This window comes from Streptomyces sp. NBC_00435 (genome assembly GCF_036014235.1).
Taxonomy (GTDB): Bacteria; Actinomycetota; Actinomycetes; order Streptomycetales; family Streptomycetaceae; genus Streptomyces.
Map to the genome: position 1 here is coordinate 7,652,232 of NZ_CP107924.1, position 24,602 is coordinate 7,676,833.

Annotated in this window: 25 protein-coding genes and 1 tRNA gene; 19 read left to right on the forward strand and 7 right to left on the reverse strand. The window is 72.5% G+C overall.

The genetic code is table 11. The features are described 5' to 3' along the window. The first annotated feature begins 50 nt into the window (after nucleotides 1-50). From OG389_RS34480 to OG389_RS34500, 5 genes are all read left to right on the forward strand, one after another. Nucleotides 51-1,343: a M14 family metallopeptidase gene (locus tag OG389_RS34480; RefSeq protein ID WP_328304322.1), complete on the forward strand. Its 1,293-nt coding sequence runs from the start codon at nucleotides 51-53 to the stop codon at nucleotides 1,341-1,343. 166 nt (nucleotides 1,344-1,509) lie between these two features. Then, complete coding sequence (locus OG389_RS34485) at nucleotides 1,510-2,427, forward strand: MurR/RpiR family transcriptional regulator (protein ID WP_328302975.1); 918 nt, start codon at nucleotides 1,510-1,512, stop codon at nucleotides 2,425-2,427. A 320-nt stretch (nucleotides 2,428-2,747) separates the two neighbouring features. After that, on the forward strand, nucleotides 2,748-3,137 hold the full coding sequence (locus OG389_RS34490; protein ID WP_328302977.1) for a hypothetical protein: 390 nt from the start codon (nucleotides 2,748-2,750) through the stop codon (nucleotides 3,135-3,137). A gap of 156 nt (nucleotides 3,138-3,293) precedes the next feature. Next, nucleotides 3,294-3,494: a hypothetical protein gene (locus OG389_RS34495; protein ID WP_328302979.1), complete on the forward strand. Its 201-nt coding sequence runs from the start codon at nucleotides 3,294-3,296 to the stop codon at nucleotides 3,492-3,494. 136 nt (nucleotides 3,495-3,630) lie between these two features. Beyond that, the gene (locus tag OG389_RS34500; protein WP_328302981.1) at nucleotides 3,631-4,440 is read left to right on the forward strand and encodes an SDR family NAD(P)-dependent oxidoreductase; all 810 of its coding nucleotides are present in this window, start codon (nucleotides 3,631-3,633) and stop codon (nucleotides 4,438-4,440) included. A gap of 46 nt (nucleotides 4,441-4,486) precedes the next feature. On the opposite strand, the gene OG389_RS34505 is transcribed toward OG389_RS34500, so the two are convergent. Beyond that, nucleotides 4,487-4,972, reverse strand: a complete 486-nt coding sequence (locus tag OG389_RS34505; RefSeq protein ID WP_328302983.1) for a peroxiredoxin family protein — start codon at nucleotides 4,970-4,972, stop codon at nucleotides 4,487-4,489. Nucleotides 4,973-5,037: 65 nt separating this feature from the next. Beyond that, entirely contained in the window at nucleotides 5,038-6,603 is a 1,566-nt protein-coding gene (locus OG389_RS34510) for an oleate hydratase (protein ID WP_328302985.1), read from the reverse strand. A gap of 440 nt (nucleotides 6,604-7,043) precedes the next feature. Here OG389_RS34510 and OG389_RS34515 point away from each other — a divergent pair, with 440 nt between their 5' ends. The 5 genes from OG389_RS34515 to OG389_RS34535 all read left to right on the forward strand — a co-directional run bounded on the left by OG389_RS34515 (nucleotide 7,044) and on the right by OG389_RS34535 (nucleotide 11,463). Further along, nucleotides 7,044-7,343: a hypothetical protein gene (locus tag OG389_RS34515; RefSeq protein ID WP_328302987.1), complete on the forward strand. Its 300-nt coding sequence runs from the start codon at nucleotides 7,044-7,046 to the stop codon at nucleotides 7,341-7,343. A 46-nt stretch (nucleotides 7,344-7,389) separates the two neighbouring features. Next, on the forward strand, nucleotides 7,390-7,974 hold the full coding sequence (locus tag OG389_RS34520) for a TetR/AcrR family transcriptional regulator (RefSeq protein ID WP_328302989.1): 585 nt from the start codon (nucleotides 7,390-7,392) through the stop codon (nucleotides 7,972-7,974). 98 nt (nucleotides 7,975-8,072) lie between these two features. Further along, nucleotides 8,073-9,452 (forward strand): MFS transporter, encoded by a 1,380-nt coding sequence (locus OG389_RS34525; RefSeq protein WP_328302991.1) that lies wholly within the window; start codon nucleotides 8,073-8,075, stop codon nucleotides 9,450-9,452. A gap of 56 nt (nucleotides 9,453-9,508) precedes the next feature. Then, nucleotides 9,509-10,273 carry an SDR family NAD(P)-dependent oxidoreductase gene (locus OG389_RS34530; RefSeq protein WP_328302993.1) on the forward strand — a complete coding sequence of 255 codons (765 nt, stop codon included), beginning with the start codon at nucleotides 9,509-9,511 and terminating at the stop codon, nucleotides 10,271-10,273. A gap of 149 nt (nucleotides 10,274-10,422) precedes the next feature. Then, nucleotides 10,423-11,463, forward strand: coding sequence for a glycosyl hydrolase family 18 protein (locus OG389_RS34535; protein ID WP_328302995.1), 1,041 nt, complete (start codon nucleotides 10,423-10,425; stop codon nucleotides 11,461-11,463). Nucleotides 11,464-11,538: 75 nt separating this feature from the next. Here OG389_RS34535 and OG389_RS34540 read toward each other — a convergent pair. After that, nucleotides 11,539-11,612, reverse strand: a tRNA-Met gene (locus tag OG389_RS34540). 351 nt (nucleotides 11,613-11,963) lie between these two features. On the opposite strand from OG389_RS34540, the gene OG389_RS34545 reads away from it, so the two are divergent. The 3 genes from OG389_RS34545 (at nucleotide 11,964) to OG389_RS34555 (ending at nucleotide 14,543) form a co-directional block, all read left to right on the forward strand. Continuing rightward, on the forward strand, nucleotides 11,964-12,167 hold the full coding sequence (locus OG389_RS34545) for a cold-shock protein (protein WP_328302996.1): 204 nt from the start codon (nucleotides 11,964-11,966) through the stop codon (nucleotides 12,165-12,167). A 359-nt stretch (nucleotides 12,168-12,526) separates the two neighbouring features. Further along, nucleotides 12,527-14,167 carry a DEAD/DEAH box helicase gene (locus OG389_RS34550; protein ID WP_328302998.1) on the forward strand — a complete coding sequence of 547 codons (1,641 nt, stop codon included), beginning with the start codon at nucleotides 12,527-12,529 and terminating at the stop codon, nucleotides 14,165-14,167. A gap of 64 nt (nucleotides 14,168-14,231) precedes the next feature. After that, on the forward strand, nucleotides 14,232-14,543 hold the full coding sequence (locus OG389_RS34555) for an SCO5918 family protein (RefSeq protein WP_328303000.1): 312 nt from the start codon (nucleotides 14,232-14,234) through the stop codon (nucleotides 14,541-14,543). Between the two features lie 81 nt (nucleotides 14,544-14,624). On the opposite strand, the gene OG389_RS34560 is transcribed toward OG389_RS34555, so the two are convergent. Next, nucleotides 14,625-14,957, reverse strand: a complete 333-nt coding sequence (locus OG389_RS34560) for a hypothetical protein (RefSeq protein ID WP_328303002.1) — start codon at nucleotides 14,955-14,957, stop codon at nucleotides 14,625-14,627. A gap of 201 nt (nucleotides 14,958-15,158) precedes the next feature. Here OG389_RS34560 and OG389_RS34565 point away from each other — a divergent pair, with 201 nt between their 5' ends. Further along, entirely contained in the window at nucleotides 15,159-15,488 is a 330-nt protein-coding gene (locus OG389_RS34565) for a helix-turn-helix domain-containing protein (protein WP_328303003.1), read from the forward strand. Nucleotides 15,489-15,539: 51 nt separating this feature from the next. Here the strand turns inward: OG389_RS34565 and OG389_RS34570 are convergent, their stop codons facing one another. The 3 genes from OG389_RS34570 to OG389_RS34580 all read right to left on the reverse strand — a co-directional run bounded on the left by OG389_RS34570 (nucleotide 15,540) and on the right by OG389_RS34580 (nucleotide 18,918). After that, the gene (locus OG389_RS34570; RefSeq protein ID WP_328303005.1) at nucleotides 15,540-16,553 is read right to left on the reverse strand and encodes a TolB-like translocation protein; all 1,014 of its coding nucleotides are present in this window, start codon (nucleotides 16,551-16,553) and stop codon (nucleotides 15,540-15,542) included. Further along, nucleotides 16,550-17,938: an MFS transporter gene (locus OG389_RS34575; RefSeq protein WP_328303007.1), complete on the reverse strand. Its 1,389-nt coding sequence runs from the start codon at nucleotides 17,936-17,938 to the stop codon at nucleotides 16,550-16,552. The genes OG389_RS34570 and OG389_RS34575 overlap by 4 nt, the downstream gene beginning before the upstream one ends. A gap of 113 nt (nucleotides 17,939-18,051) precedes the next feature. Then, complete coding sequence (locus tag OG389_RS34580; RefSeq protein WP_328303009.1) at nucleotides 18,052-18,918, reverse strand: glycosyltransferase; 867 nt, start codon at nucleotides 18,916-18,918, stop codon at nucleotides 18,052-18,054. A gap of 407 nt (nucleotides 18,919-19,325) precedes the next feature. On the opposite strand from OG389_RS34580, the gene OG389_RS34585 reads away from it, so the two are divergent. From OG389_RS34585 to OG389_RS34605, 5 genes are all read left to right on the forward strand, one after another. After that, complete coding sequence (locus tag OG389_RS34585; RefSeq protein ID WP_328303011.1) at nucleotides 19,326-20,426, forward strand: Gfo/Idh/MocA family protein; 1,101 nt, start codon at nucleotides 19,326-19,328, stop codon at nucleotides 20,424-20,426. Between the two features lie 104 nt (nucleotides 20,427-20,530). Further along, on the forward strand, nucleotides 20,531-21,526 hold the full coding sequence (locus tag OG389_RS34590; RefSeq protein WP_328303013.1) for an NAD-dependent epimerase/dehydratase family protein: 996 nt from the start codon (nucleotides 20,531-20,533) through the stop codon (nucleotides 21,524-21,526). Then, nucleotides 21,523-22,677, forward strand: a complete 1,155-nt coding sequence (locus OG389_RS34595) for a DegT/DnrJ/EryC1/StrS family aminotransferase (RefSeq protein ID WP_328303015.1) — start codon at nucleotides 21,523-21,525, stop codon at nucleotides 22,675-22,677. The genes OG389_RS34590 and OG389_RS34595 overlap by 4 nt, the downstream gene beginning before the upstream one ends. Further along, on the forward strand, nucleotides 22,674-23,462 hold the full coding sequence (locus tag OG389_RS34600) for a NeuD/PglB/VioB family sugar acetyltransferase (RefSeq protein ID WP_328303017.1): 789 nt from the start codon (nucleotides 22,674-22,676) through the stop codon (nucleotides 23,460-23,462). Before OG389_RS34595 ends, OG389_RS34600 begins: the two co-directional genes overlap by 4 nt. Continuing rightward, on the forward strand, nucleotides 23,459-24,574 hold the full coding sequence (locus OG389_RS34605) for a DegT/DnrJ/EryC1/StrS family aminotransferase (RefSeq protein ID WP_328303019.1): 1,116 nt from the start codon (nucleotides 23,459-23,461) through the stop codon (nucleotides 24,572-24,574). The genes OG389_RS34600 and OG389_RS34605 overlap by 4 nt, the downstream gene beginning before the upstream one ends. The last annotated feature ends 28 nt before the right edge of the window (nucleotides 24,575-24,602 follow it).

The window sequence follows — 24,602 nt, forward strand, 5'->3', positions numbered from 1 at the left end:
CTGCCCTGCCGCCGCGGTCCGCGACCCGCTACAACCGGGGCGTGATCAGGATGATGACGGCGCGCGGTCCGTCCGTACTCGCCGCGACGTTGACCGCGGTGCTCTGTGCGCCGCTGTACTCCGGTCCGGCGCGTGCGGCCGACGGGGTGCCCCGTACCGGATTCGAGGCCGCGCACGGGGCCCGCTGGACCAGCGAGTCCCAGGAGCGGGACCTCCTGCGCGAACTCGGCCGGCCCGGTGGGCGCACCGTCGTCGGGACCATCGGCACGACCGTACGGGGCCGCCCGCTGCACCTGGTGAGCGTGGGCCGGGGCCCCCTCGGCGTCCTGCTGGTGTGCAGTCAGCACGGCGACGAGCCGGCGGGGCGCGAGGCCTGCCTGACCACCGTACGAGACCTCGCGCACACCCGGGACGAGGCGACCCGGCGCCTCCTGGAGGCCGTCACGCTGCTGGTGGTCCCGACCGCCAACCCGGACGGACGGGCGGCCGGCACCCGGTTCAACGCGCGGGGCACCGACATCAACCGCGACCACATGGCCCTGATCTCGCCCGAGGCACGGGCCGTGGCCGCCGTACTGCGCGACCGGAAGCCGCGGCTCGTGTACGACCTGCACGAGTACCGGGCGACGCCGGGGAGTTACGACAAGGACCTTTTCGACCTCTGGCCGCGCAACCTCAACACGGACCCGGGGGTGTACGCGCAGTCCCGGGTGCTGTCCGCCGCGTACGTACGCGCGCAGGGGCGCGCGGCGGGGTACTCCACCGGGACCTACGGCATCCGGACCGACCCCGCGACCGGTGCTCCGGCCGGGCAGTCGGCGGGCGACGGCCAGGAGCGCATCCTGCGCAACGTGGCGGGCGTCAAGCATGCGGTCACACTGCTGATCGAGAGCCGCGTCGAAGCGCCCGCGGGCCGATCCGGCGAGGCGGAGCGGGCCGATCCGGCGCTCAACCACCGCCGCCGTGTGAGCTCTCAACTGGCAGGACTCCGTGGCCTGTTCGCCTACCTGTCGGAGCGTACGGGTCCGCTGGCGGCGGTCTCGGCCACGGCCCGCCGGGCCGGTCTGCGCGGGGCGGGCCCGGTCCTGCTGGGCGGCGCGGACAACGCCCCCGCGAACGGGGGTGAAGTCCTTGCCGACCTGCCCTGCGGCTACCGCCTGACCCCCGCCCAGTACGCCGGGACCGGCTACCGCCTCGCCCTGCACGGCGTACGGGCCGAACCCGGCGCGGACGGCGGCGCGTTCGTTCGGCTGCGCCAGCCCCTGCGCGCGCTCGCGGTCCTCCTCCTCGACGCCCGGGCCCGGTACCGGCTCACGGCGGGGGAGCCGGTGACGGAGTGCTGACACGGGCGCCGAAGCCTGGCTGCTGACGGTCCGTGATCGGGGGGAGGGGGGTGACGGGGGGCGGTGCGGGCGTCACCGGAGGCCGGCCGAGGGGGAAGCGCGCTGGTCAGCCGGATGCCGTGAGCTATGTTGGGATCACGGAGTGGCACGAGAGGGAGGACCGCCGGTGTCATCGGGGCAGCAGGCGCGCGCACAAGCGGCCGCGATCACGCCGAGCGAGCAGGCGGCCGACCACGAGCGCGCCCCGGCCGACCGGGTCCGGGCGCTGTTCGACGGACATCCGCTCTCCCCGGGCCAGCGGCGGATCGCCCAGTACCTCGTCGACCACCTGACCGAGGCGGCGTTCCTCTCGATCACGGAGCTCGCGGAGCGGGCCGGCGTGAGCCAGCCGTCCGTGACCCGCTTCGCCTCCGCGCTCGGATTCAGTGGCTATCCCGCCCTGCGCGAGGTGCTCCAGCCGATCGCGCTCAGTGCGGTGGCCGGCGCCCCGGACAGCCCCGAACAGGCCCGCCGCAACGAACTGCAGGCCGCCGTCGATGCCGAGATCGAGAACCTGCGGGGCGTCCGGCAGCTGCTCGCCGACACCAACCAGGTGCTCGACATCGGCCGCGAGCTGGCCCGGTCGGTGCCGCTGACGGTCCTCGGGCTGCGGATCTCCGTCTCGCTGGCGGAGTACTTCGCGTACGCGGCCCGCCGGATCCACCCCGACGTACGCCTGGTGACGGGCGGCGGCAGCGTCGCCTACGACGCGCTGCTGCAGGCCCGCGCGGCGGGCGGCAGTTGGGTACTGGCCTTCGCGATGCCCCGGCACGCCAAGGAGACCCTGGCGGCGCTGCGGGTGGCGCGCAGCGCGGGGCTGCGGGTCGCGCTGATCACGGATCCCACGCTGGGACCGCTGGTGGACGAGGCCGATGTGGCCCTGACGGCCGGCACGGGTTCGCGGCTGGTCTTCGACTCCTACTCGGCGCCGGGGGTCCTGTCCGCGGCTCTGCTCCAGGCGATGGCCGACGCCGACCCGGAACGGACGCAGACCCGGCTCGAAAGCTATGAGCAGGCAGCCGACCAGCACGGATTCTTCCTCTAGGGATCGTTCGGGGGGTGTCAGGGGTCCTGACCTGCCGTATTCACACCCCAAGCGAGCATGAATATTTTCATACCCTTGCTTACTCAACGGTATATATGTTTACTGATGGCGGCGCGGACATCCGTCAAGATGCCAGGGAAGGTGTCCCCACACCCTCCCAGAACAGATGCCCGGCGTGACGTTTCTCCTCCTCACGTGACGCCAGGTGTCCCGTCCGGCTTTCGGATCCCGGAGCGCCCCCGCGGCCTCGGCCAACCCCTGGGCCGAGGCCGCGCCATCACGTCCCGATCAGCGTTCTACACCCTGTGGAAGCGGCAAGAATGTCTCAGACGGCACTCACCACGCGCACCACGCGCAGCCCGGACTGGCCCTGCCAGGTCAAGCAGCCCGGAAGTCACGACTGGGAGCGCACGGCCACCCGCTGGCTGCGCGACCTGTTGCCGGCCCGCTACGCCGGCTACGCGCCCCTGACGCGCAGCCCCGTACTCCTCGCGCGCCACGCCCAGCTGCAGGTGCAGCACGAGACGCGGGCCGTACGCGTGGCCCTGGAGACCGGCCGCGCCGAGCTCCCCGCCCTAGGGGTGGCCGAGGGGGTCATCGAGACCTCGATCAGGATGTACGCCGTCGAGCTCCAGCAGCTCGCCCGGCTGGCCCGCGCCATCCGGCTCGTCGGCGACGCCCTCGCCGCCGGCACGGCCCGCCGGCGCTAGCAGGCGGCGGAGCCGGTGCGGGCGGGTGCGGGCGGGTGCGGCGGACCAGGTGCGTCCGATCGGCTGGCTCTGTCCCGTGCCCGGCAGTGCGCCGGGACATGCGGGCGGCTCCTCCCTAGGTTCGGGGTGCCTACTGCCCTCCCGAAAGGTGGATCCATGCGTACCGTCCGCTCCGCGCTCTCCGTCGTCGCCGCCGGTGTCATCGTCCTCGGGGGCGCCTCCGCCGCCGCCGCGGATGTGACCGTCAACGCTCCGTCCGAGAAGTCGTACACCATCGTCTTCGGCGACTGGCTCCAGTTCGCCGCCGACGACGTGTTCAACGCGGGCCTCAACAACACGGTGGGATCCAACAACTGAGCACGCCCGGTCGGGCCTCCTCGGCCCCCCGGTCCCCGGGCAGCGATGCCCGGGGACCGGGGGGCCGCGTGGTGAGTGGGGCGCGTACCGTGTCCCGGCACGGCGAGTACGCCACCACACGCAGGGGAGACGGGCCATGAACGCGGTCGACTACCGGGGCCGGACCACACTGATCACGGGTGCCAGCTCCGGTCTGGGCGAGGAGTTCGCGCGCCGCCTGGCCGCCCGGGGCTCCGACCTCGTCCTGGTGGCCCGCCGTGCGGACCGCCTCGAGCGGCTGGCGGCCGAGCTCTCGGCGGCGCACGGGGTGACGGCGACGCCCGTGGCGATGGACCTCGGCGCGGACCGGATCGGAGAAGCGCTCTTCGAAGAGATCGCGCGACGCGGCATAACGGTCACGAGCCTGGTCAACAACGCCGGTTTCGGCACCTTCGGCCCCCTCCACCAGGAGGACCCCGCACGTCTGCGCCAGGAACTCGCCGTGAACGTGGGCGCGGTGGTCGACATCAGCCGCGCCTTCATCGGGCCCCTGCGGGCCCAGGGCGAGGGCGTCCTCGTCAACGTCGCGAGCGTGGCCGCCTACCAGCCCATTCCCCAGATGGCCGTCTACGGCGCCACCAAGGCCTTCGTGCTGAGCTTCACCGAGGCCCTCTGGCACGAGTCCCAGGGCACCGGACTGCGCGTCCTCGCGCTCTCGCCGGGTGCGACGCGGACCGAGTTCTTCGACGTCGTCGGAACCCGCGAGGTCAACGGCGGTACCCGGGTCCAGACCTCGGCGGAGGTCGTCCTCACGGCGCTCAGGACGCTCGACCGCAGGAACCCGGGCCCCAGCGTGATCTCCGGCGCCCTCAACCGGGTGATGGCGGTCGGCGGCCGCCTGCTGAGCCGCCGCCAGCTGGTCAACTCGGTCGGCCGCCTCATGCCCTCGGCCGAGACCGCTTCCTGAGTCCCGGCCGGGCCCGCTTCCCTGATCCCGGCCGGGACGCCCCGGCTCAGGCGGCGCCGACGCCGACGAGCCGCTCCGCGATGACCTCGGCGGAGGGGAACCGCATGCCCAGCGTGCTGACGTGCTTCCAGTGCAGGGTGCCGTCCGGCGCGACGACGAAGACGGCCCGCCGCAGGCCGATCACGGGAGCGGAGATGCCGAGGGCCCGGGCCACCTCCCGGTCGGTGTCGGCGAGCAGCGGCATCCGCAGGCCGCGCGCCCGGGCGAAGGCCTCGTGACTGTCGACGCCCTGCGGACTGATGCCCCACACCTGGGCACCGCACGCCGAGAGCGCCTCCAGCCCGTCGGAGTAGGAGCACAACTGCGCGGTGCAGACGGGGGTGTTGTCACCGGGATAGAAGGCGAGGACGACCGGCTTCCCGCGCTGTTCGCCGAGCGAGTACTGCCCTCGTGCGAAGGCGTCTTCGGTGAGTTGACCGCCGGGGAGCGAGAAATCGCCCACGACGTCGCCCACGTGCGGGATCCGGGTCACGATGGCCGTACCTCTCTGTCGTCGAGGGGCGTACGGTACCCGGTCCCGCCCGCGGCGTCGCCGGCTCAGCGGCGGTGCATCGTGTGCAGCGCCTCGAGGAGCACCTTGGGGTCGTGGCCGCCCTTGTAGACCGGCGGAGGCTGCCGGTCCAGGTGGAGCAGCCGGGCCACGGCCGTCCACGCGGTGCGCACCGAGTACTCGACGGTGAACACCACGTCGTCGGGTACCTCGGCGTACTGGCCGATGAAGGCCAGGTTGGTGGAGCCCTCCGGGACGACCTCGGGCCGGTCACCGGCCTTGCGGACCAGGAACTGGCTGGTGATGTAGGGCATCAGGGCCGGGATCACGACGGAGGACTCCAGGATCTCCTCGCTCTGCGCGAGGCGCAGGTGTCCGAGCACCTCGGACAGGATCTCGCGGCCCGTGCACTCGGCCATCGTCTTGCCCACGTGGTCGCCGGGCTTGTCGGGGAACAGGGCGTACCCCCACCAGACGTAGGTGTCCTCGGGCTGCTCGTGGAAGTGCGGCTGGTGGTTGAGGACGATGGTCAGTAGCCAGCCGGAGTCCTTGAAGGTGATCAGCCCGCCCTTGCCGGCCTCGCTGCCGGAGAACTCCTCCATGGCCTTGAAGAAGGTGGGGTCCTTGGTGGTGACGGTGAAGGAACCCCAGGTGGAGTCCGCGACGGAGGAGTCGAACACCGAAGGGTCGCCCAGGTTCGGCCGCTTGGCCGCCAGGGTCTGCCACAGCCGCCACGAATCGTCCGGGGCGGAGGTGTCCAGTACGGCCGCGGTGCCGGTGGACCCCAGGGTGGAGTTCGCGGTCATCGAACCGTTGGTGACGAACACCAGGTCGTCGGGGGCGACGGGGATCTTCCGGGCCGTGCCGTCCTGGGTACAGGCGAGGGAGATGACCGTGATGCCGTCGCCTTCGGCCAGCTCCACATCGGTCACGGTGGTGTTCATCGTGAACACGACGCCGTTGCTCCGGAGCCAGGCCTGGAGCGGGCGCACGATCGAGTCGTACTGGTTGAAACGCGTGCGGTAGATGCCCGACATGGTGTCGAAGGTCTTGAACAGGTGCACGAACCGGTTGAGATAGCGCCGGAACTCGATCGCGGAGTGCCACGGCTCGAACGCGAAGGTCGTGCACCACATGTACCAGAAGTTGGTGGTGAAGAACTCCGGTGCGAAGCAGTCGGAGATGCGCTTGCCGTCGAGGCGGGACTCGGGGGAGGCCACGCACGCGACCAGGTCGAGGCGGTCGCGCTCGGAGAACCCCATGGAGCGGGTGTCCACCCGGTTGCCGGCCGCGTCGACCAGGCGGGCCTTGTCGTTCCAGGCGAAGTCCTCGTGGAAGGCGAAGGTGTCCTCGGTGACCGAGGTGTCCGGCGAGTCCAGGGAGGGGATGGAGCGCAGCAGGTCGTAGGTGCACTCGAAGTGCAGCTCGAACATCCGGCCGCCGCGCATGGTGTAGCCGTTCTCCGGATCTCCCGCGGCGTCCAGGCTGCCACCGGTACGGTCCTGGGCCTCCAGGATCGTGATGTCCGCGCCGGCGAATCCGCCCTCCCGAATCAGCAACGCCGCCGCCGACAGGGAAGCGATCCCCGCACCCACCAGATATGCCTTGGCCACTACAGGTCTCCTCACCCTGCCCGCACGGCCCCGGTCGGCCGCACGGTCACCCGCCAGCCCACCATCGTCCGCGGTCCGTCGCGACCCGGGTGCGCCATTGGGCGGGTGGGAGGGGCCAGGCCACTTCGACCACCTGTGCTGGCCGTGCCCCGGGACATCACGGTCCAGCTGCGCATGCCCGGGTAGCGCACCAGCGGGTCCGGGGCGCGGGCCATCCGCATTGTGAGATGCGGTGCCACATGTCGGCGGCGGCGTGCCAGACTCTTCCGCATGCGCCAGCTGAAGATTAGCGCCGGCGTGCCGGCCCGGAGCTGAACTGAGCGATCACCCCAGCAGCCCACCGCCCGCACGCAGACCTCTCGCACCCGCGAGGGGTCTTCTTGTTTTCCGGGACCACGCGCCTTCAGCACAGTCCCGCCCCAGGACAGGAGCCACCACTCATGACCCGCAGCGATGTTCTCCCCGCCGTCGACGACGCCGTGCGCCCCGGCGACACCGCTTGCCACACGCTGACCGTCACCGTCCGGGACGGGGGCCACGCCCTCACCCGCATCTCCTCGATGCTCAACAACCTGTCCGTGCGGGCACTGTCCTTCCGGGCCGCGGAGGGTGACGGACTCGCGGTGTGCGAGATCGTCGTACCCCTCGCCGATTCGCCCCGCGCCCAGGCCAAGCTCCTGCGCTGTGTGGAGGTCGTCGGGCTGCGGGCCCGGCCGGCGGGGGAGCTCCAGGCCATCTGAACAGATTACTTGACCGACCGTTCCAGTATGTCGTACAGTACTGAACGTGGCCAGGACCAAGGAATTCGATCCGGACGCCGCGCTGCAGTCGGCTCTCGAGCTGTTCTGGCGGCGCGGCTACGAGGCGACGACGATGGCGGACCTCGTGGAACACCTCGGCATCGGGCGGGCCAGCATGTACGCCACCTTCGGGAACAAGCGCGAGCTGTACCTGAAGGCGCTGGACCGCTACAGCGAGTACCGCGACCCGGGCCTGCTGCGCGAGCTGTCCCAGCCGGGGCCCGCGCTGCCGGCCGTACGTGCGGTGGTACGCCGCTTCGCCGCCGAGGCGAGCACCGGTGATCTGCGGCGCAGCGGCTGCTTCGTGACCAACACGGCGGCGGAGCTGGGGGCGCACGACCCGGCGGCGGCCGGCCGGGTCGAAGCCAGCTGGAACCACATCGAGACCCTGCTGCAGTCGGCGCTCACCAGGGCCCAGGCTCAGGGCGAGCTGCCCGCGGACCGCGATCCGCGCACCCTCGCCAGGATGCTGCTGGTGCTGATGCAGGGCCTGCGCGTGGTCGGCAAGGCCTCGCAGGACCCGGGCCGGGTGCGCGATGCGGCGGAACAGGCCCTCGCCCTGCTCGACTGAGCTGCCCGACTGAACACCGTGCTCGACCGGCACCTCCCTTCGGGGAGCTTGCTCCATGGCCTCATTCTGGAACGTACGATCAAATATCAGGGGGAGTAATGACCGTCACGCAGACTGCCGACACCACGGCGACGCCCACCACGTCCGACACCAGGCCGGCCGGTCCGGCCCCCGGTCCCGCCTTCGCGCTGCTCGGCACCGTGCAGATGACACTGATCTTCGCGCTCACCTCGCTGATCGTGCCGCTGCCCACGATCGGCCGCGAATTCTCGCTGGCCCGCGACGACTTGATGCTCCTCAGCGCCGCCTACGGGCTGACCTTCGCCGGCCTCCTGCTCTTCGGAGGCCGCCTCACCGACCGCTTCGGCGGGCGCCGGGTGCTCACCGCCGGACTGCTCCTCTTCACCGTCGCGTCGCTCGCGGCGCCGCTCGCCCAGGGCCCCGGAATCCTGCTCACCGCCCGCTTCGCCCAGGGGGTGGGCGCCGCGCTCACGGCGCCAGCCGCGATGGCCGTACTGCGGGCGGTCTTCCCCGAACCCGCCGCGTTCGGAAGGGCGATGGCCACCTGGGGCGGCCTGTCGGTCCTCGGCGCGACCGCCGGCAACCTGCTCTCCGGGGTCATCTCGGCCCTCACCACCTGGCGCCTCTCCTTCGCCGTCCCGGTAGCGGTGGCCGTCGCCGCACTGATCCTCGCGCCCCGACTGCTGCCCACCACCCCGGCGGGCGAGGGCCGCTCCCTGGACCTGCCGGGCGCCCTGCTGGCCACCGCCGGTATCAGCCTGGCCAGTTACGGCCTCGTGCTCACCGACGTCCAGTCCTGGGGTTCGACGAGCGTCCTGGTCCCCCTGCTCACCGCCGCCGCGCTGCTGCTGGCCTTTCCGATGGTCGAACGCCGGGTCCGCGACCCCCTGCTCCCGCTGGGGTTCCTCCGCGACGGGCGCCGGGTCCTGGCCCTCTCCGCCATCGGCCTGACCGCCGCCGGTACGGCCACGGTCTTCGTCCTCCTCTCGCTCCACCTCCAGCAGGACCTGGGCTGGTCGCCGCTGCGGACCTCCGCCGCGTTCGTGCCCTTCGCGGTGACCCTGCTGGTGGCGGGCCGCGTGGCGGGCCCCCTCGTCGCCCGGTACGGGGCGCCCCGCCTCACCACGGCCGGACTCGTGACCGCCGCGGCGGGCCTCGGGCTCCTCGCGCTCACCGGCCTGGCCGACCAGATCCCGTACGCCTACGGTCTGCTCCCCGGTCTGCTGCTGCTCCCGGCCGGCACCGCGGCCGCCTTCGCGGGGGCCGCCGTCCTCGCCACCAACGGGGTGGCGCCGCACCAGGCGGGCCTCGCGGGCGGGGTAATGAACACCGCGATGGAACTGGGCCCCACGGTCGTCTTCGCCGCGGTGCTCTCCCTCGGCTCCGACACGATCTCGCTCGCCGCCACGGCGGTCGCTTTCGCCGCGGTCGCCTTCCTCAACACCCGCGTCAAGTAACCCGTCAGCCGGCCGGGCAGTGGCCCGGCCGGTTGACCGAGAAGGGAAACACCACCATGTCCGCACGTTTCGCAGGCAAGAGCGTCCTCGTCACCGGCGCCGGTTCCGGCATCGGCCGGGCCGTCGCCCTCGCCTTCGCCGCCGAAGGGGCCCGCGTGACCGTGGCCGGACGCAGCGCCGGCCCCCTGGAGGAGACGGTCGCGCTGATCGGGAAGGAAGGCGGCACCGCCGTCGCGGTCACCGCGGACGTGACCCGTTCCGAGGAGGTACGGGCCCTGGTGAGCCGGGCCGTCGAGCACTTCGGCGGCCTGGACGTGGCCGTCAACAACGCGGGGGTCTTCCGCGGCGGCGGCCCCGTCGCGGACCTTCCCGAAGAGGACTGGCGCACGCTGCTCGACATCAACGTCACCGGAGTACTGCTCAGCCTCCAGGCCGAAGTCGTCCGGATGCGCGAGCAGCCCACCGGCGGGGCGATCGTCAACATCTCCTCGAACCTCGGCGCGCACACCCGCATCCCGGGGGTCGCGGGCTACCTGACCACCAAGGCGGCCGTCTCCGCCCTGACCCGGGCGGCCGCCCTGGACCACATCGCCGACGGGGTGCGCATCAACGCCGTCAGCCCCGGCCCGGCAGCCACCACGATGTCGCTGCGACGAGGTGAGAGCGACGCCGGACGCGCGGAGCGGATGAAGGACGAATCGCCGCTGGGCCGGGTGTCCTCCACCGCCGAGATCGCGGCGGCCGTGCTCTACCTGGCATCGTCCGACGCCGCCTCCGTGGTCGGCACCGATCTGGTGGTCGACGGCGGCGCCGCCGCCTGACGGCTCCGGAGGGCCGGCGGTACGCACACGCGTACCGCCGGCCCTCCGGCCGGCGGGGTCCAGTGCGGGGTCCGCGGAGTCCGCCACCACTCATCTGCCGCGACGTGCCTGCGCCCGGTCCGCGCCCCGCGGGCGTCAAGGTCGGGGGCATGAAGACCGCCCTCCACGCCGCCCTCGTGGCGGCCGCCCTGCTCACCGTGACGGCAGCCGCGCCGGTCCCCGCACCGGCCGCACCGGCCCGCACCACCTCCGCCTGGCTCCCGTGGTGGAACATCGAGGCCGGCTACCGGGACGCCCTGGCCCACGCCGACCAGCTCCACACCGTCAGCCCGTTCTGGTACGCGACCTCCTCCGCGACGACGGTCGCGGGCGAGACGGGCGCCGGGGACCGGCGCATCATCGACGGCCTGCACGCCAAAGGCCTCCAGGTCGTCCCAACGGTCACCGAGAGCCTGCGCGCACCGGCCATGGCGGAGCTCATGAACGATCCGGTCCGCCGCACCGCGCACGTGGACGCCCTCGTGACCGTCGCCACGAGCCGTTCCTACGACGGCCTCGACCTGGACTACGAAGTGATGACCGAGACCCCGGACGCCGCCCTGCGCGAGCGGGTCCGCACCGGATACAACGCGCTGACCAGCGAGCTGTGCGCCCGCCTGCACGCCCTGCGCAAGAGCTGCGTGGTCACGGTCATGCCCCGCACCGGGGACGAGGGCCTGGCCTTCGACTACGCCCACCTGGGCTCCGTGGCCGACCGGCTGCGGATCATGGGCTACAACCTGCACAACGCCCTGGAGGCACCCGGGCCGCTGTCCTCGACCGCCTGGTACGACGAGTTCCTGACGTACGCCACCGCGCACGTGCCGCGCGACAAGCTGGAGGTGGCGCTGGCGGCGTACGGCTGGAACTGGACGGTGGGGTCCGGGGCCCGCGCCGGGCACGTCACCGCGCTGGAGGCGGAGGCGCTGCGCCTCGACGTGGACGCGGACTACGAGCTCGACGCCGCGTCGGGCACCCCGCACTTCGCCTACACGGACGAGGACGGGGACGAGCACCAGGTCTGGTACCAGGACGCGAACGGCGCGGCCACCCATCTGGCCGTCCTGGCCCGCCACGGGGTCAGGGGCACGGGACTGTGGGCCCTGGGGTTCGAGGAACCGGAGCTGTGGGACGCGCTGGCCGGCCGGTAGAACGGTCTCCGGCCCGGAGCGGAAATGACTTCGGCCCCCTTGACGCCAAAGCGTCAAGGGGGCCGAACCTTTTCGTAGCGGGGACAGGATTTGAACCTGCGACCTCTGGGTTATGAGCCCAGCGAGCTACCGAGCTGCTCCACCCCGCGTCGTTGTGAACACCACTGTACGGGATCCCCGGCCTGCTCCGGACCAAGCCCGTACCTCTCCCGCACCACTCCTGAAACCTGTGCTCGCGAACACAGAAATGAGCACGGGTCGCGGTCAGTATTTCTGGCCCATCGAAAGAGCGCCATTAAATTCAACGTCACTCCTGACCCAGCGTGCTACTGTGGTTTCAGTTGCAGTTGTGGTTCCCAAAATTTCGAGCACCTCCGCCGGCTCTTCGTGAGCAGGGCGAGTGTTCTTCTTTTCCGGCATTATTCCGGGCTGGGCAATCATCGGCGACTCGAGGTCCGCACAGTGCGGACCTCTGGGCTGTGCCCCGAAGGAGTTTCAACATGGCTAATGGCACCGTGAAGTGGTTCAACGCGGAAAAGGGTTTCGGCTTCATCGAGCAGGAGGGTGGCGGTCCTGACGTGTTCGCCCACTACTCGAACATTGCCTCCCAGGGCTTCCGTGAGCTTCAGGAAGGCCAGAAGGTCAGCTTTGACATCGCGCAGGGCCAGAAGGGCCCGACCGCCGAGAACATCGTCAACGCCTGACGTTCACGCGTAACCACGTAGCTGGGGCCCGCACCTTGGGGTGCGGGCCCCAGCTCGTTGCGTTTTATCGGATCCGCGGGCCGTTACGGCCCGCGTGAGTGGCGCGACCGGGCAACTCCCCGTCGACTCGAAGCGCCCGACCGTTCGGCCGATGGATGTATTCCTCGGCTCCCCGCCCGCACACGACGCCTTCCGACCGGCGCGTGGGGCGATAATCCTTTAGTGACAAAGTCGGTTGAAGTCTTGATCCGGCCCCGTCATATCTGCTTTTGCTCCGGCTCATTCTTGTGAATCATCGTGCGGCCAGATTTACGCTGCCGAGAATTCCTCGATATGTGCCGTATCGAGGAAGGTTCTGCATGAACCGCACGACCCGCATGAATGACCGATCTTCACGCACCCGTACGGGTGGATCCACCGGCTCCGGCTCCTACGGTGGCTCCTCGAACTCCTACGGCGGTTCCTACGGGAGCTCCTCCGGCGGTTCCTACGGTGGCTCTTCCGGCTCGTCCTACGGTGGCTCCTCCGGCTCCTCCAGCCGCGGCAGCCGCTTCGGCTCGTCGGCCCCCAGCCGCTCCAGCGGCCCCAAGCGCTCCGGTGGGGGCGGCTACGGCCGTCGTCCCGCCGCACTGCAGGGCGAGTTCGCCCTGCCGGTCACGGTGGTCCCCGCGCTGCCCGCCGTCGAGGCGTTCGCCGACCTGGCCATGCCGGCCCAGCTGCTCACCACGCTCACCCGTGAGGGCATGACCACGCCGTTCCCGATCCAGGGCGCGACACTGCCCAACAGCCTGGCGGGCCGGGACGTGCTTGGCCGCGGCCGTACCGGTTCCGGCAAGACCCTCGCCTTCGGTCTGGCGCTGCTGGCCCGTACGGCCGGCCAGAGCGCCGAGCCGGGGCAGCCGCTCGCGCTGATCCTCGTACCCACGCGTGAGCTCGCCCAGCAGGTCACGGCAGCCCTCACCCCCTATGCCCGTGCGGTGAAGCTGCGCCTGGCCACCGTCGTGGGTGGGATGCCGATCCACCGGCAGGCAGGTGCGCTGCGCGCCGGGGCCGAGGTGGTCGTCGCCACGCCGGGCCGGCTCAAGGACCTCATCCAGCGGGGCGACTGCCGGCTGAACCAGGTCGGCATCACCGTCCTGGACGAGGCCGACCAGATGGCCGACATGGGCTTCATGCCCCAGGTCACCGCGCTCCTGGACCAGGTGCGTCCCGAGGGCCAGCGGATGCTGTTCTCCGCCACCCTGGACCGCAACGTCGACCTGCTGGTGCGCCGCTACCTGACCGACCCCGTCGTGCACTCCGTCGACCCCTCGCAGGGCGCGGTCACCACGATGGAGCACCACGTCCTGCACGTGCAGAGCTTCGACAAGCAGGCCGCCACGACCGAGATCGCCGCCCGCGAGGGCCGCGTGATCATGTTCCTGGACACCAAGCACGCCGTGGACAGGCTGACCGAGCACCTGCTCAGCAGCGGGGTGCGCGCCGCGGCCCTGCACGGCGGCAAGTCGCAGCCCCAGCGCACCCGTACGCTCGCGCAGTTCAAGACGGGGCACGTGAGCGTGCTGGTCGCCACGAACGTCGCGGCCCGCGGCATCCACGTCGACAACCTGGACCTCGTCGTCAACGTGGACCCGCCGACCGACCCCAAGGACTACCTGCACCGCGGCGGCCGTACCGCCCGCGCCGGCGAGTCCGGAAGCGTGGTCACCCTGGTCCTGCCCAATCAGCGCCGTGAAATGACCCGCCTGATGGCCGCCGCCGGAATCACCCCGCTGACCGCGCAGGTCCGCTCCGGCGAGGCCGAACTGAGCCGGATCACCGGTGCCCAGGCGCCGTCCGGCGTACCGGTCACCATCACCGCGCCCGTCAGCGAGCGGACCCGGACCGGTACCGGCGCCTCCCGCGGCCGGCGCAGTCGGCCCGCGCAGGACCGGCGCAGCAGGACCGGCACGGCGGCCCGTGGCCCCCAGCGGCAGTCCCCGGCCGCCACAGCCGCCTAGACAGCCTCTCCCGGCTCCTGCCGGACCAGGCCAGGACGATTCTCTTCTACCTGTGAGGCACCCCATGCGCTGTGTCATCGCCCGTTTCCCGTTCGACCTGACCAAGGGCGGCGTCCTGGAATCGATGAAGGGCGTCAAGCCCGAACCGATCACGGCCGAATCGGTGGTCATCGGCCGCCGTGCCTACCCCGTCAAGCAGGTGGGCGCCGTCATCACCCGCCAGGACCGCCGGGACTTCACCGCCGGCGAGGTGATCAGGGCCCTGAGCGCACTGGGCTTCACCTGCCGGACCTCGGACCCGGTCCCGGCACCCGCCGCCGCCCTGACCCCGCTCGAGCAGGCGTCGGCCATGCTGGGCACCCCCGCGGGCGTGTAGCGGGGACATCCCGTACGGACACCAGGGCCCCGGTCGGCAGCAGCCGACCGGGGCCCTGCGCGTTGCCCGGGGACCCCCGGCTCATACCCGCGTCCAGCGCGGGCCCGCCGAGGGCGCGGGCGGGGGTGGAGGCGGTGCGGCACCGTCCAGGCGCAGGCTGCGCAGGGTGGCGTCCGTCTCGCGCTGGAAGTGCGCGTAGGTGATCAGCCGTTCCCAGAGCGGGTCGGGACGGCCGGGGACGGTGGCGCCACGCGCTTCCCACTCCAGGGCGAGCTGGTCGAAGAGGGCCGCTCCGCCCAGGGGGAAAGCGCTGCCCGACTGCTGCCGGGGGATGCCCCGGGCCGTCGCGGCGGGAATGCGCTCGGGTGCCCGGTGCCGGGCGGGGGACGGGGAGACCGCGTGTGGAGTGCCCATGCCCGCCCCAACGATTCTGCGGGCCCACGGGCACGCCCCGGGGCCCACGGGCGGGCCCGGACGAGGTCACGGCCGGCCGCCGGCGCCCCATTGAGGGTCCGCAGGGCGGCGGTACGTTTCGCATGGTGTTGAATTTCCCTCGGGGCCCCGGTGCCGGACGGCAGCAGGGCCTTTTCCACGCGTCCCACGAACGAGGTGAAAGTGACACCGGACAACCCGATCGGCCGTCTCGACGACGACGACTACCCGGCCTACACCATGGGCCGGGCAGCCGAGATGCTCGGCACCACACCGGGCTTCCTACGCGCGCTGGGTGAAGCACGCCTGATCACCCCGCTCCGCTCGGAGGGCGGTCACCGCCGGTACTCCCGCTACCAGCTGCGCATCGCCGCCCGCGCCCGCGAGCTCGTCGACCAGGGGACGCCCATCGAGTCCGCCTGCCGCATCGTCATCCTCGAGGACCAGCTGGAGGAAGCCCAGCGGATCAACGCCGAGTACCGGCGGGCGGCCGGCAAGGACTCCGGGGCCTGAGCGCGGGGCCGGGGCGCCGGCCCTGAAGCACGTACCCCGGGCCGGCGGCCGTCAGCCGAGGCGGGTCGGGGAAGAGGCTGCCCGCGCCAGGACGCGGGGGGCTCCGGTGCCGTCCGCCGCGACGGTCCACAGGTCGGTGGTGTCCACCGAGCCCTCCGCGGGCAGGGCGTAGGCCAGAGTGCGGTCGTCCAGCCACAGGGCCTGGTCGTCCACGCTGCGCTTCTCCGCGAGCGGCTGCTCCCGCAGTGTCCGCAGGTCCAGGACGTGCTCGCGCCACAGGGAGGCGCCGCGCTGCACGCGCTTCTTGTACGCGACCCGGGTCTCGTCCGGGGACAGCGACGGGCACTCGACGTTCTTGGCGAGCGTGGTGACGGCGCGCCGCGCGATCGAGCCCTTCACCAGATAGGTCTGGCTGTTGGTGCCGAGGGTGGCGTAGAAGGTGTCGTCGTCCTTGGAGAAGGTCACCCCCCAGAAGTTGGTGTCGCTGGAGCTGTAGGGCTTGCCGTCCAGCTCGATGGCGAACTTCTCCAGATCCGGTTCGAGCGCCCCGGTACGGGTGTCCACGATCGAGGTCCGGGTGGAGAAGAACGCGGCTCCGTAGGACTCCCCGGCCACGAAGACGGTCCAGGCGGCGAAGTGGCCGCTCGGGGAGACCCGGGCCCGTGAGGGGGTTCCCGCCAGCGGGAAGCTGCGCAGCGTGCGCAGTTCTGAGTCGACGATCAGCGCCCGGTTCTCCTGGGAGAGCGTGCCGGGGGCCGAGCTCAGGCACACGCCGGTACCGGCCGCCGCGTGGAAACGCAGACAGCTGAGGCCCGAGGCGGTCCGCCCGGCCCCGGGCGACTGGGCCGGTACGGAGACGAGGGCCCCGCGCTGCGGACCCTGTGCGCCGTTGACGAAGGCCAGCCCGTTCTGCCGGTCGAGCGTGACCCGGCCCCGGGAGGCCGTCGGATCGCCCTCGCGGGTCTGCTCGGCCCGGGCGGCGGAGCGGACCACCACCACGCCGGCCAGCCCTCCGAGGAGCAGCACGGCCAGGGCGAGTACGAGCAGCCGGCGTGAGCGCGTCATCGGGTTCCTCGGGGGCGTCGGGGCGGGCGGGGCCGTCGGGCCCGGTCGGGAGCGCTGTCGGGGGCCCCGGGGCGCAGTACGAAACCGGCGACGGCCGCGCAGCAGCACAGGCCGGCCGCCGCGGCGGTGAGCGCCGGACCGGAGCCCAGGAGCGTCCAGGCGCCGCCGAAGGCGAGGGAGCAGCCGAACCGGGCCAGCGCCTGGCCGGTGCCGACGAGCGCGATACCGGTGGCCCGCAGTTTCGCGGGGACGGTCGCGGCGACGGCGGCCGGCAGCACCCCGTCGGTCGCGGCGTAGAACATGCCGTGCAGCGCGAGGACCAGGTAGGGCAGCGCGGGCAGGCCGGGGACCCACAGCAGGAGCCCGTACCCGGCCAGCAGGACGGCGTGCCCGCAGAGGAAGACGGTGCGGCGTCCGAACCGGTCCGCGAGGGTGCCGGCCGGCACGGCCAGCAGCAGGAACACGGCGGCGGTGCCCAGGGGGAGGAGGGGGAACCAGCGCTCGCCCACCCCGGTGCGGTCCTGGATCAGCAGGTAGAGGAAGGCGTCGCTGACGGTGGTGAGGCCGAGCAGCACGGCGCAGAGCGCCAGCGCGCGCAGCCGGGGCAGGCGCAGCAGGCCCAGCGCGTCGCGCAGGTTCACCGGGGCGGGCGCGGGCGCGGCGGCCTCGGGGGAGGCCGCCGCGGTGGCGGCGGGCCGGCGGGCGGCCGGGACCGGAGCCGCGGGGGACCGGGGCGGGGCAGGGGCCGGGTCGGCGCCGGAGGGGACGAACAGCAGGAGCACCACGACGCCCAGGGCGGCGACGCAGGCACTGACCCCGAAGACGGCGTCGTACCCGTCGACCGTCATGCTCAGGATGAAGAAGGCGGCCAGCGGCCCGAGCAGGGCCCCGGTGGTGTCCATGGCGCGGTGCACGCCGAAGGCGCGGCCCTGTGATTCGGGAGGTGTGGACAGGGAGATGAGGGCGTCGCGCGGGGCGGTGCGCAGACCCTTGCCGGTCCGTTCCAGGGCGAGGACCACACCCACCGGGCCGAGGCTGTGCGCGAGCAGCAGCAGGGGTTTGCACACGGCGGAGAGGCCGTAGCCGATGCCTGCGACGAGTTTGTGGTTGCGGATCCGGTCGGCGAGGTGGCCGCCGGCCAGCTGCACGAGCGCGCTGACCCCGTTGTAGAGCCCGTCGAGCGCGCCGAAGCCGAGCGGGCTCAGGCCGAGCCCGGCGACCAGGTACAGGGGCAGGACGGCGGTGACCATCTCGGAGGAGACGTCGGTGATCAGGCTGACCGTGCCCAGGGCGAGGACGGCCGAGGCGACGGCGGGAGCCCGGACGCGAGACCCGTCGGGGGCGGTCTTCGCGCCCGGGGACGCGGAGCGGTCCGCGAGGTACATGCTTACGAGCTCCAGGTCCGACGGTCAGAGTCACGCGTACGTGCGAATGGCACCTTAATGGCCGTACGGGCCAACTGGGCGGCGTACGGCCCGATTCGGCCGCCTCCCGGACCTCAGCCCTGTCGGCTGCTCTCGTCGCGCAGCCAGGTGGAGAAGTCGCCGGTCCGGATGGCCCTGCGGGCTCCCCGGCGGGCCGCGAGGGCGGCCACCACGAACACCACGACACCGGGGAGCAGCCGCGGCTGGTCCCGGAGCAGTGCGCGCAGATCGCCCGTACCGGTACGCGCGGACGGTACGGGGGAGGCCGGACCGGAAGCCGCCGAGGCCTGGAAGCGCTCCAGCTCGGCGGAGGAGGTCGCCGCCCGCACGCGCCGCTTGATCAGGTCCCCCCAGGTGCGCGGCGGAAGGACCACCACCCTGGCCGCCTCGACGACGAGGCGCTCGGCCGGCGCGAAGGCGAGGGACGCGGCCAGGTCGTCCGCCATCAGCGGGGGCAGGGCGGCGATCCGCGCGTATCCCGGTTCGGACACGGCGATGACCCCCCGCCCGAAGAGCCCCTCGCGGACGGCCGGCAGGCGCTGCCAGACCCGGTAGTAGGCCCGGACCGGCCAGGCGCAGGCGGTCAGCGGGATGTCCCGGCCGGGTGCCGCCGCGAGGAGGTCGGGGCTGGTGGCGAGCGCGTCGGTCAGGGCCCGTACGTCGGCCGCCCCGACCACGACGTCCGCGTCCACGTACAGGCGGGGGAAGCCCCGCGCGTGCTCGTCGCCGACCCGGAGCGCCGTGTGTTTGGAGGGGGTCGGGATCTCCACCACCCGTACGCGGGGGCCGCGCGCACCCGCCACGGCGGCGGTGTCGTCCGTACAGCCGTTGCACACCACGACGATGTCGGGGCCCTGGGCCGGGGCTCCGGCCAGGAGCGCGTCGAGGAGCCGGCCGATGACCCGGCCCTCGTTGTGGGCCGGGATCACGATGCTGGTCACCCCGGAAGTATGCATGCCCGAACGCCCGTACCGACCGTTTCCTCCAACTCTCCCCGGGGGTAAGCCCCGTGGTCTAGATTGAACGCAGCCGACCGGATTCGGCGTGCTTCGGCACCGCTGCAATCCAATCGGGTCAAGGCAGTTGGGGCAGGTACCGGTTCGGCGGCTTGGGGGGAACAAGCCGCCTGACCGTGGCCGGCCGGCGCCAGGGGTGCCGGACGGTCGGGGGGCGGAAGTACGTAGAACACGTACGGCATCGGTCGTGGGGGGCCATCACCGTTGGGCGGGTCACGCACGGGTCGCGCAGGCGCCCGGCCTGCTGTCGACGGCACCTCATTCCTTCGCACGCGTCCCGGCCATGGGTCGTCGACACGCCCACGGGCGTGCGTGGAAGGAAAGGGAACACTGTGAAGGACACCGCGAAGGACATGGGGTCGGTCGCCCGGTCCGCAGGTGCCGCACCGGCGGAGCCGTTAGGCGTCGCCGTGGTCGGTGCGGGCTACTGGGGCCCCAATCTCGTCCGCAACTTCCAGTCCAGTCCGGAGTTCCAGCTGCGCTGGCTCTGCGATCTGAACGTCGACCGGGCCCGGCAGGTGCTCGGCGGCTACTCCACGGTCCAGGCGACCGCGGACTACGCGGCGGTCCTCGCCGATCCGGCCGTCGAGGCCGTCGCCGTGGCGACTCCGGCGGGCACCCACCTCGACGTCGCACTGGCGGCCCTGCGCGCCGGCAAGCACGTGCTCGTGGAGAAGCCCCTGGCCGCCACGTACGAGGACGGACTGCGGTTGGTGACCGAGGCCGAGGAACGCGGCCTCACCCTGATGTGCGACCACACCTACTGCTACACCCCGGCGGTGGCCCGGATCCGCGACATGGTCCGCTCGGGCGAACTCGGCGAGATCCAGTTCGTCGACTCGGTCAGGATCAACCTGGGGCTGGTCCAGAAGGACATCGACGTCCTGTGGGACCTGGCCCCCCACGACCTCTCGGTCCTCGACTTCATCCTCCCGGAGAACGTCCGGCCGGTCGCCGTAGCCGCGCACGGGGCCGACCCGATCGGCGCCGGCCAGTCCTGCGTGGCCTATCTGACCCTGCAGCTCAACACCGGTGCCATCGCCCACGTGCACGTCAACTGGCTTTCCCCGGTGAAGGTCCGCACCACGATGGTCGGCGGATCCAAGCGCACCCTGGTGTGGGACGACCTCAACCCCACCCAGCGCGTGGCGGTGTTCGACCGGGGCGTCGACCTCACGGCACCGCAGGAGATCGGCGCGGACGAGCGCCGCGACATGCTCGTCTCCTACCGGACCGGTGACATGGTGGCCCCCGCGCTCGGCGAGAAGGAGGCCCTGCGCAGCATGGTCGAGGAGTTCGCCGCCGCCATCAGGACGGGGCGGCCGGCGCTGACCGACGGTCGGGCCGGCCTGCAGGTCCTCGACATCCTCGAAGCGGCCTCCCGCAGCCTGGAGTTCAAGGGCGCGGTCGTCGGACTGCGCACCGGGCGTTGAGCGTTCGGGCCGGCTTCCGGACCCCGGACCCCCCGGACCGCGGTCGCGCGGCGGGCGGTGGGCACAGCAGGGAACACCATGACCGACTCAGTAGGAGCAGGGCGTTGAGCAGCGTACGAGGCAAGAGGATTCTGGTCACCGGCGGAGCGGGCACGATCGGCTCGCACCTGGTGGACCTGCTGGTGGACAACGGGGCGCGCGAGATCGTCGTGCTCGACAACTTCGTGCGGGGGCGCACCGCCAATCTGGCCCGCGCCCTGCCGAGCGGAGTGGTGGACCTGGTCGAGGGGGACATCCGCGACACGGCCGCCGTGCGCAAGGCGACCGAGGGCGCCGACGTGGTGTTCCACCTCGCGGCCATCCGGATCACCCAGTGCGCCGAGGAGCCGCGGCTGGCCAACGAGGTGATGGTCGACGGCACGTTCAACGTGCTGGAGGCCGCGGCCGCCGCCGGCGTGGGCAAGGTCATCGCCTCCTCCTCGGCCTCGGTCTACGGGATGGCGGAGTCCTTCCCGACCACCGAGCGCCACCACGCCTACAACAACGACACCTTCTACGGGGCCGCGAAGGCCTTCAACGAGGGCGTGCTGCGCAGCTTCCACTCCATGTACGGGCTGGACTACGTGGCGCTGCGCTACTTCAACGTCTACGGCCCCCGGATGGACATCCACGGGCTGTACACCGAGGTGTTGATCCGGTGGATGGAGCGGATAGCCGCGGGCGAACCGCCGCTGATCCTCGGTGACGGCACCCAGACCATGGACTTCGTCCACGTACGGGACATCGCGCGGGCCAACCTGCTGGCCGCCGAATCGGACCTGACCGACGAGGTGTTCAACGTCGCGAGCGGCCGCGAGACCAGCCTGCTCGACCTGGCGAACGGCCTGCTGGAAGCCATGGGCGCCGAGGGCCTGGCGCCGGAGCACGGGCCGGCCCGTGCCGTGAACGGAGTGACCCGCCGGCTCGCGGACACCTCGCAGGCCACCGGGCGGCTCGGCTTCACGGCCGAGATCGACCTGCGGAGCGGCCTGCGGGACCTGGTGGACTGGTGGCGGGCCGAGCGTGCGGCGGACGCGGCCGCGAAGGAGGCCGGCCGATGAGTGCCCAGGAGGCTCCCGCGCGCATTCCGGTCATGATCCCGTGGCTCGGGGAGGAAGAGGCGAAGGCTGCCGCCGACGCGGTCCTCTCGGGCTGGGTCGCCCAGGGCCCCCGGGTCGCCGAGTTCGAGCGGGCCTTCGCCGAACGGGTGGGCGCGGAGCACGGCATCGCGGTGAGTTCCTGCACCACCGCCCTGCACCTGTCGCTGATCGCGCTGGACCTGGGACCGGGCGACGAGGTGATCGTGCCCTCGCTGTCGTTCATCGCCACCGCCAACGCGGTGCGCTACGTCGGCGCGGAGCCGGTGTTCGCGGACGTCGAGGAGGCGACCGGGAACCTGACCCCGGCCACCGTCGACGCCGTGCGCACCGCGCGCACGAAGGCGGTGATCGCCGTCCATCAGGGCGGAGTGCCGGCCGACGTGCACGCCCTGCGGGCCTCCTGCGCCGACTGGGGCCTCGCGCTGGTCGAGGACGCGGCCTGCGGCATCGGCGCCACCGTGGGCGGCAAGTCGGTGGGCCACGGGGCGCTGCTGGCGGCCTGGTCCTTCCATCCCCGCAAGGTGATCACCACCGGCGAGGGCGGCATGATCACCACGGACGACGCCGCGTGGGCCGAGCGGCTGCGCCGGCTGCGCGAGCACGGAATGAACGTGTCCGCGGCCCAGCGGCACGCGAGCAGCAAGCCGATCGCCGAAAGCTATCTCGAAGTCGGCTACAACTACCGGATGACCGACATCCAGGCCGCTGTCGGTCTGGTGCAACTGGGCAGGCTGGACGAGATCGTTGCCCGCCGGCGCTCGCTCGCCGCCCGGTACGCCCGGCTCCTCGCCGCAGTGCCGGGCCTGCGCCCGGTCGGGGACCCCGCGCACGGCGAGGGCAACTTCCAGTCCTACTGGGTGTTGCTGGCCGAGGACTTCCCGGTCGGCCGGGACGAGCTGCTCGCGGTGCTGGCCGAGGCCGGCATCTCGGCCCGGCGCGGGATCATGGCCTCCCACCTGGAACCGGCGTACGCCGGACACGGTGCGGCGGCGCTGCCGGTGACCGAGCGGATCAGCCGCGACTCGCTGATCCTGCCGCTGTTCCACACGATGACAGAGGAACAGCAGGACCGGGTCGTGGCGGCGCTGCGCGGTCAGGCCGGCGGCGGATGAGCGGGCCGGGCGGGCGGGCCACCGGGACCGGGCCGGCCGAAAGCCTGCTGATCGTGGGCGCGGGCGGATTCGCCCGGGAGACGGCCCAGGCCGTACGGGCCGCCGGGGCCGCGGACCTGGCGGCGGGCCGCGTCCCGCGGTGGCGGCTCGCCGGGCACCTCGACGACGATCCGGCCCTGCACGGCCGGGAGGTCGACGGCGTACCCGTACTGGGCGGCAGCGGTCTGGTCCGGGAACGCCCGGACGCGCGTGTGGTGGTCTGCGTGGGCAGTCCGCGCGACTACGGGGTACGGGCCCGCCTGGTGCGGCGCCTGGCCCTGCCCGAGAGCCGGTACGCCACCGTGGTGCACCCCACGGCGGCACTCTCCGGTTCCTCGGTGGTAGGCCCCGGCTCGGTCCTGCTCGCGCACTGCGTGCTGACGGCGGCCGTGCGGGTGGGCGCCCACGTGGCGGTCATGCCGCACGTGGTCCTCACCCACGACGACGAGGTCGGTGACTTCGCGACGCTCGCCTCGGGCGTCCGCCTCGGCGGCGGGGTACGGCTCGGGCGCGGGGCCTACGTGGGCGCCGGCGCGCTGGTGCGGGAGTACACGACGGTCGGCGCCTGGTCGCTGACCGGTATGGGAAGCACGGTCCTGGCCGATGTGCCGCCGGGCGAGGTGTGGGCCGGAAGCCCCGCCCGCAGGCTGCGCGAGGCGGGGGGCCCGGCGCTCGAGGAGCTGCGGGCCGACGGGTTGGAGACCGGCCGGAGGCCGGAAACACGGATGGGGAGCACAGCCGGATGAACCAGATACCGCTCGTGGACCTGAAGGCGGCGCACGCCGAGGTCGCGGAGGAGTTACGCGCGGGGTTCGACCGCGTGCTGGCCGACACCGCCTTCATCGGCGGTGAGGAGGTCCGTGCCTTCGAGCGCGAGTACGCGGCCTTCGCCGGGGTCGGCCACTGCGTCGGCGTGGCCAACGGCACCGACGCCCTCGAACTGGCCCTGCGGGCCAGCGGGGTGGGCGTCGGGGACGAGGTGGTGCTGCCCGCGAACACCTTCATCGCCACCGCCGGAGCCGTCGCCCGCATCGGAGCCCGGCCGGTCCTCGTCGACTGCCTGCCCGACACCCTGTTGTTGGACCCGAGGGCAGCGCTCGACGCCGTCGGCAGGGCCACCCGCGCGGTGGTCCCGGTCCATCTCTACGGGCAGTGCGCCGACACCGCGGAGCTGGCCGCGCACGTGCCCCCGTACGCCAAGGTCGTCGAGGACGCCGCGCAGAGCCAGGGGGCCGTCCGTGACGGGCGCACCCCCGGCAGCGGCGGCATCGCGGCGACCAGCTTCTACCCGGGCAAGAACCTGGGTGCCTACGGGGACGCGGGCGCGGTGGTGACCGACGACGAGGAGACGGCCGAGCTGGTGCGGGCGCTCGCCAATCACGGCGGCACCACCAAGTACCGGCACGACGTGGCCGGGTTCAACAGCCGGCTCGACGGCCTGCAGGCCGTGGTGCTGCGGGCGAAGCTGGCCCGGCTCGCCGACGGGAACGCGGCCCGCCGGGCCGCCGCCGCCCGGTACGACGCCCTGCTGGGGGACCTGGCGGCAACCGGACGGTTGACCCTGCCGGTCACGGCACCGGGCAACGTCCACGTGTGGCACCTGTACGTCGTCCGGGTTGCCGGCACGGACCGCGACGCGGTCGTCGGCAAGCTCAACGCGGAGGGCATCGGCGCCGGCGTGCACTATCCGGCTCCGGTCCACCTCACCCCGGCCTTCGCCCACCTGGGCCACGGCCGCGGTGCTTTCCCGCACGCCGAGGAGGCCGCCGACCGGATGCTCTCGCTGCCGCTCTTCCCGCAGATCACCGCTGCCCAACAGCAGCGGGTCGTGGACGCGCTCGCAGCAGCCCTGCGCTGACACCGGCGCCGACTCACAGGATGCCCAC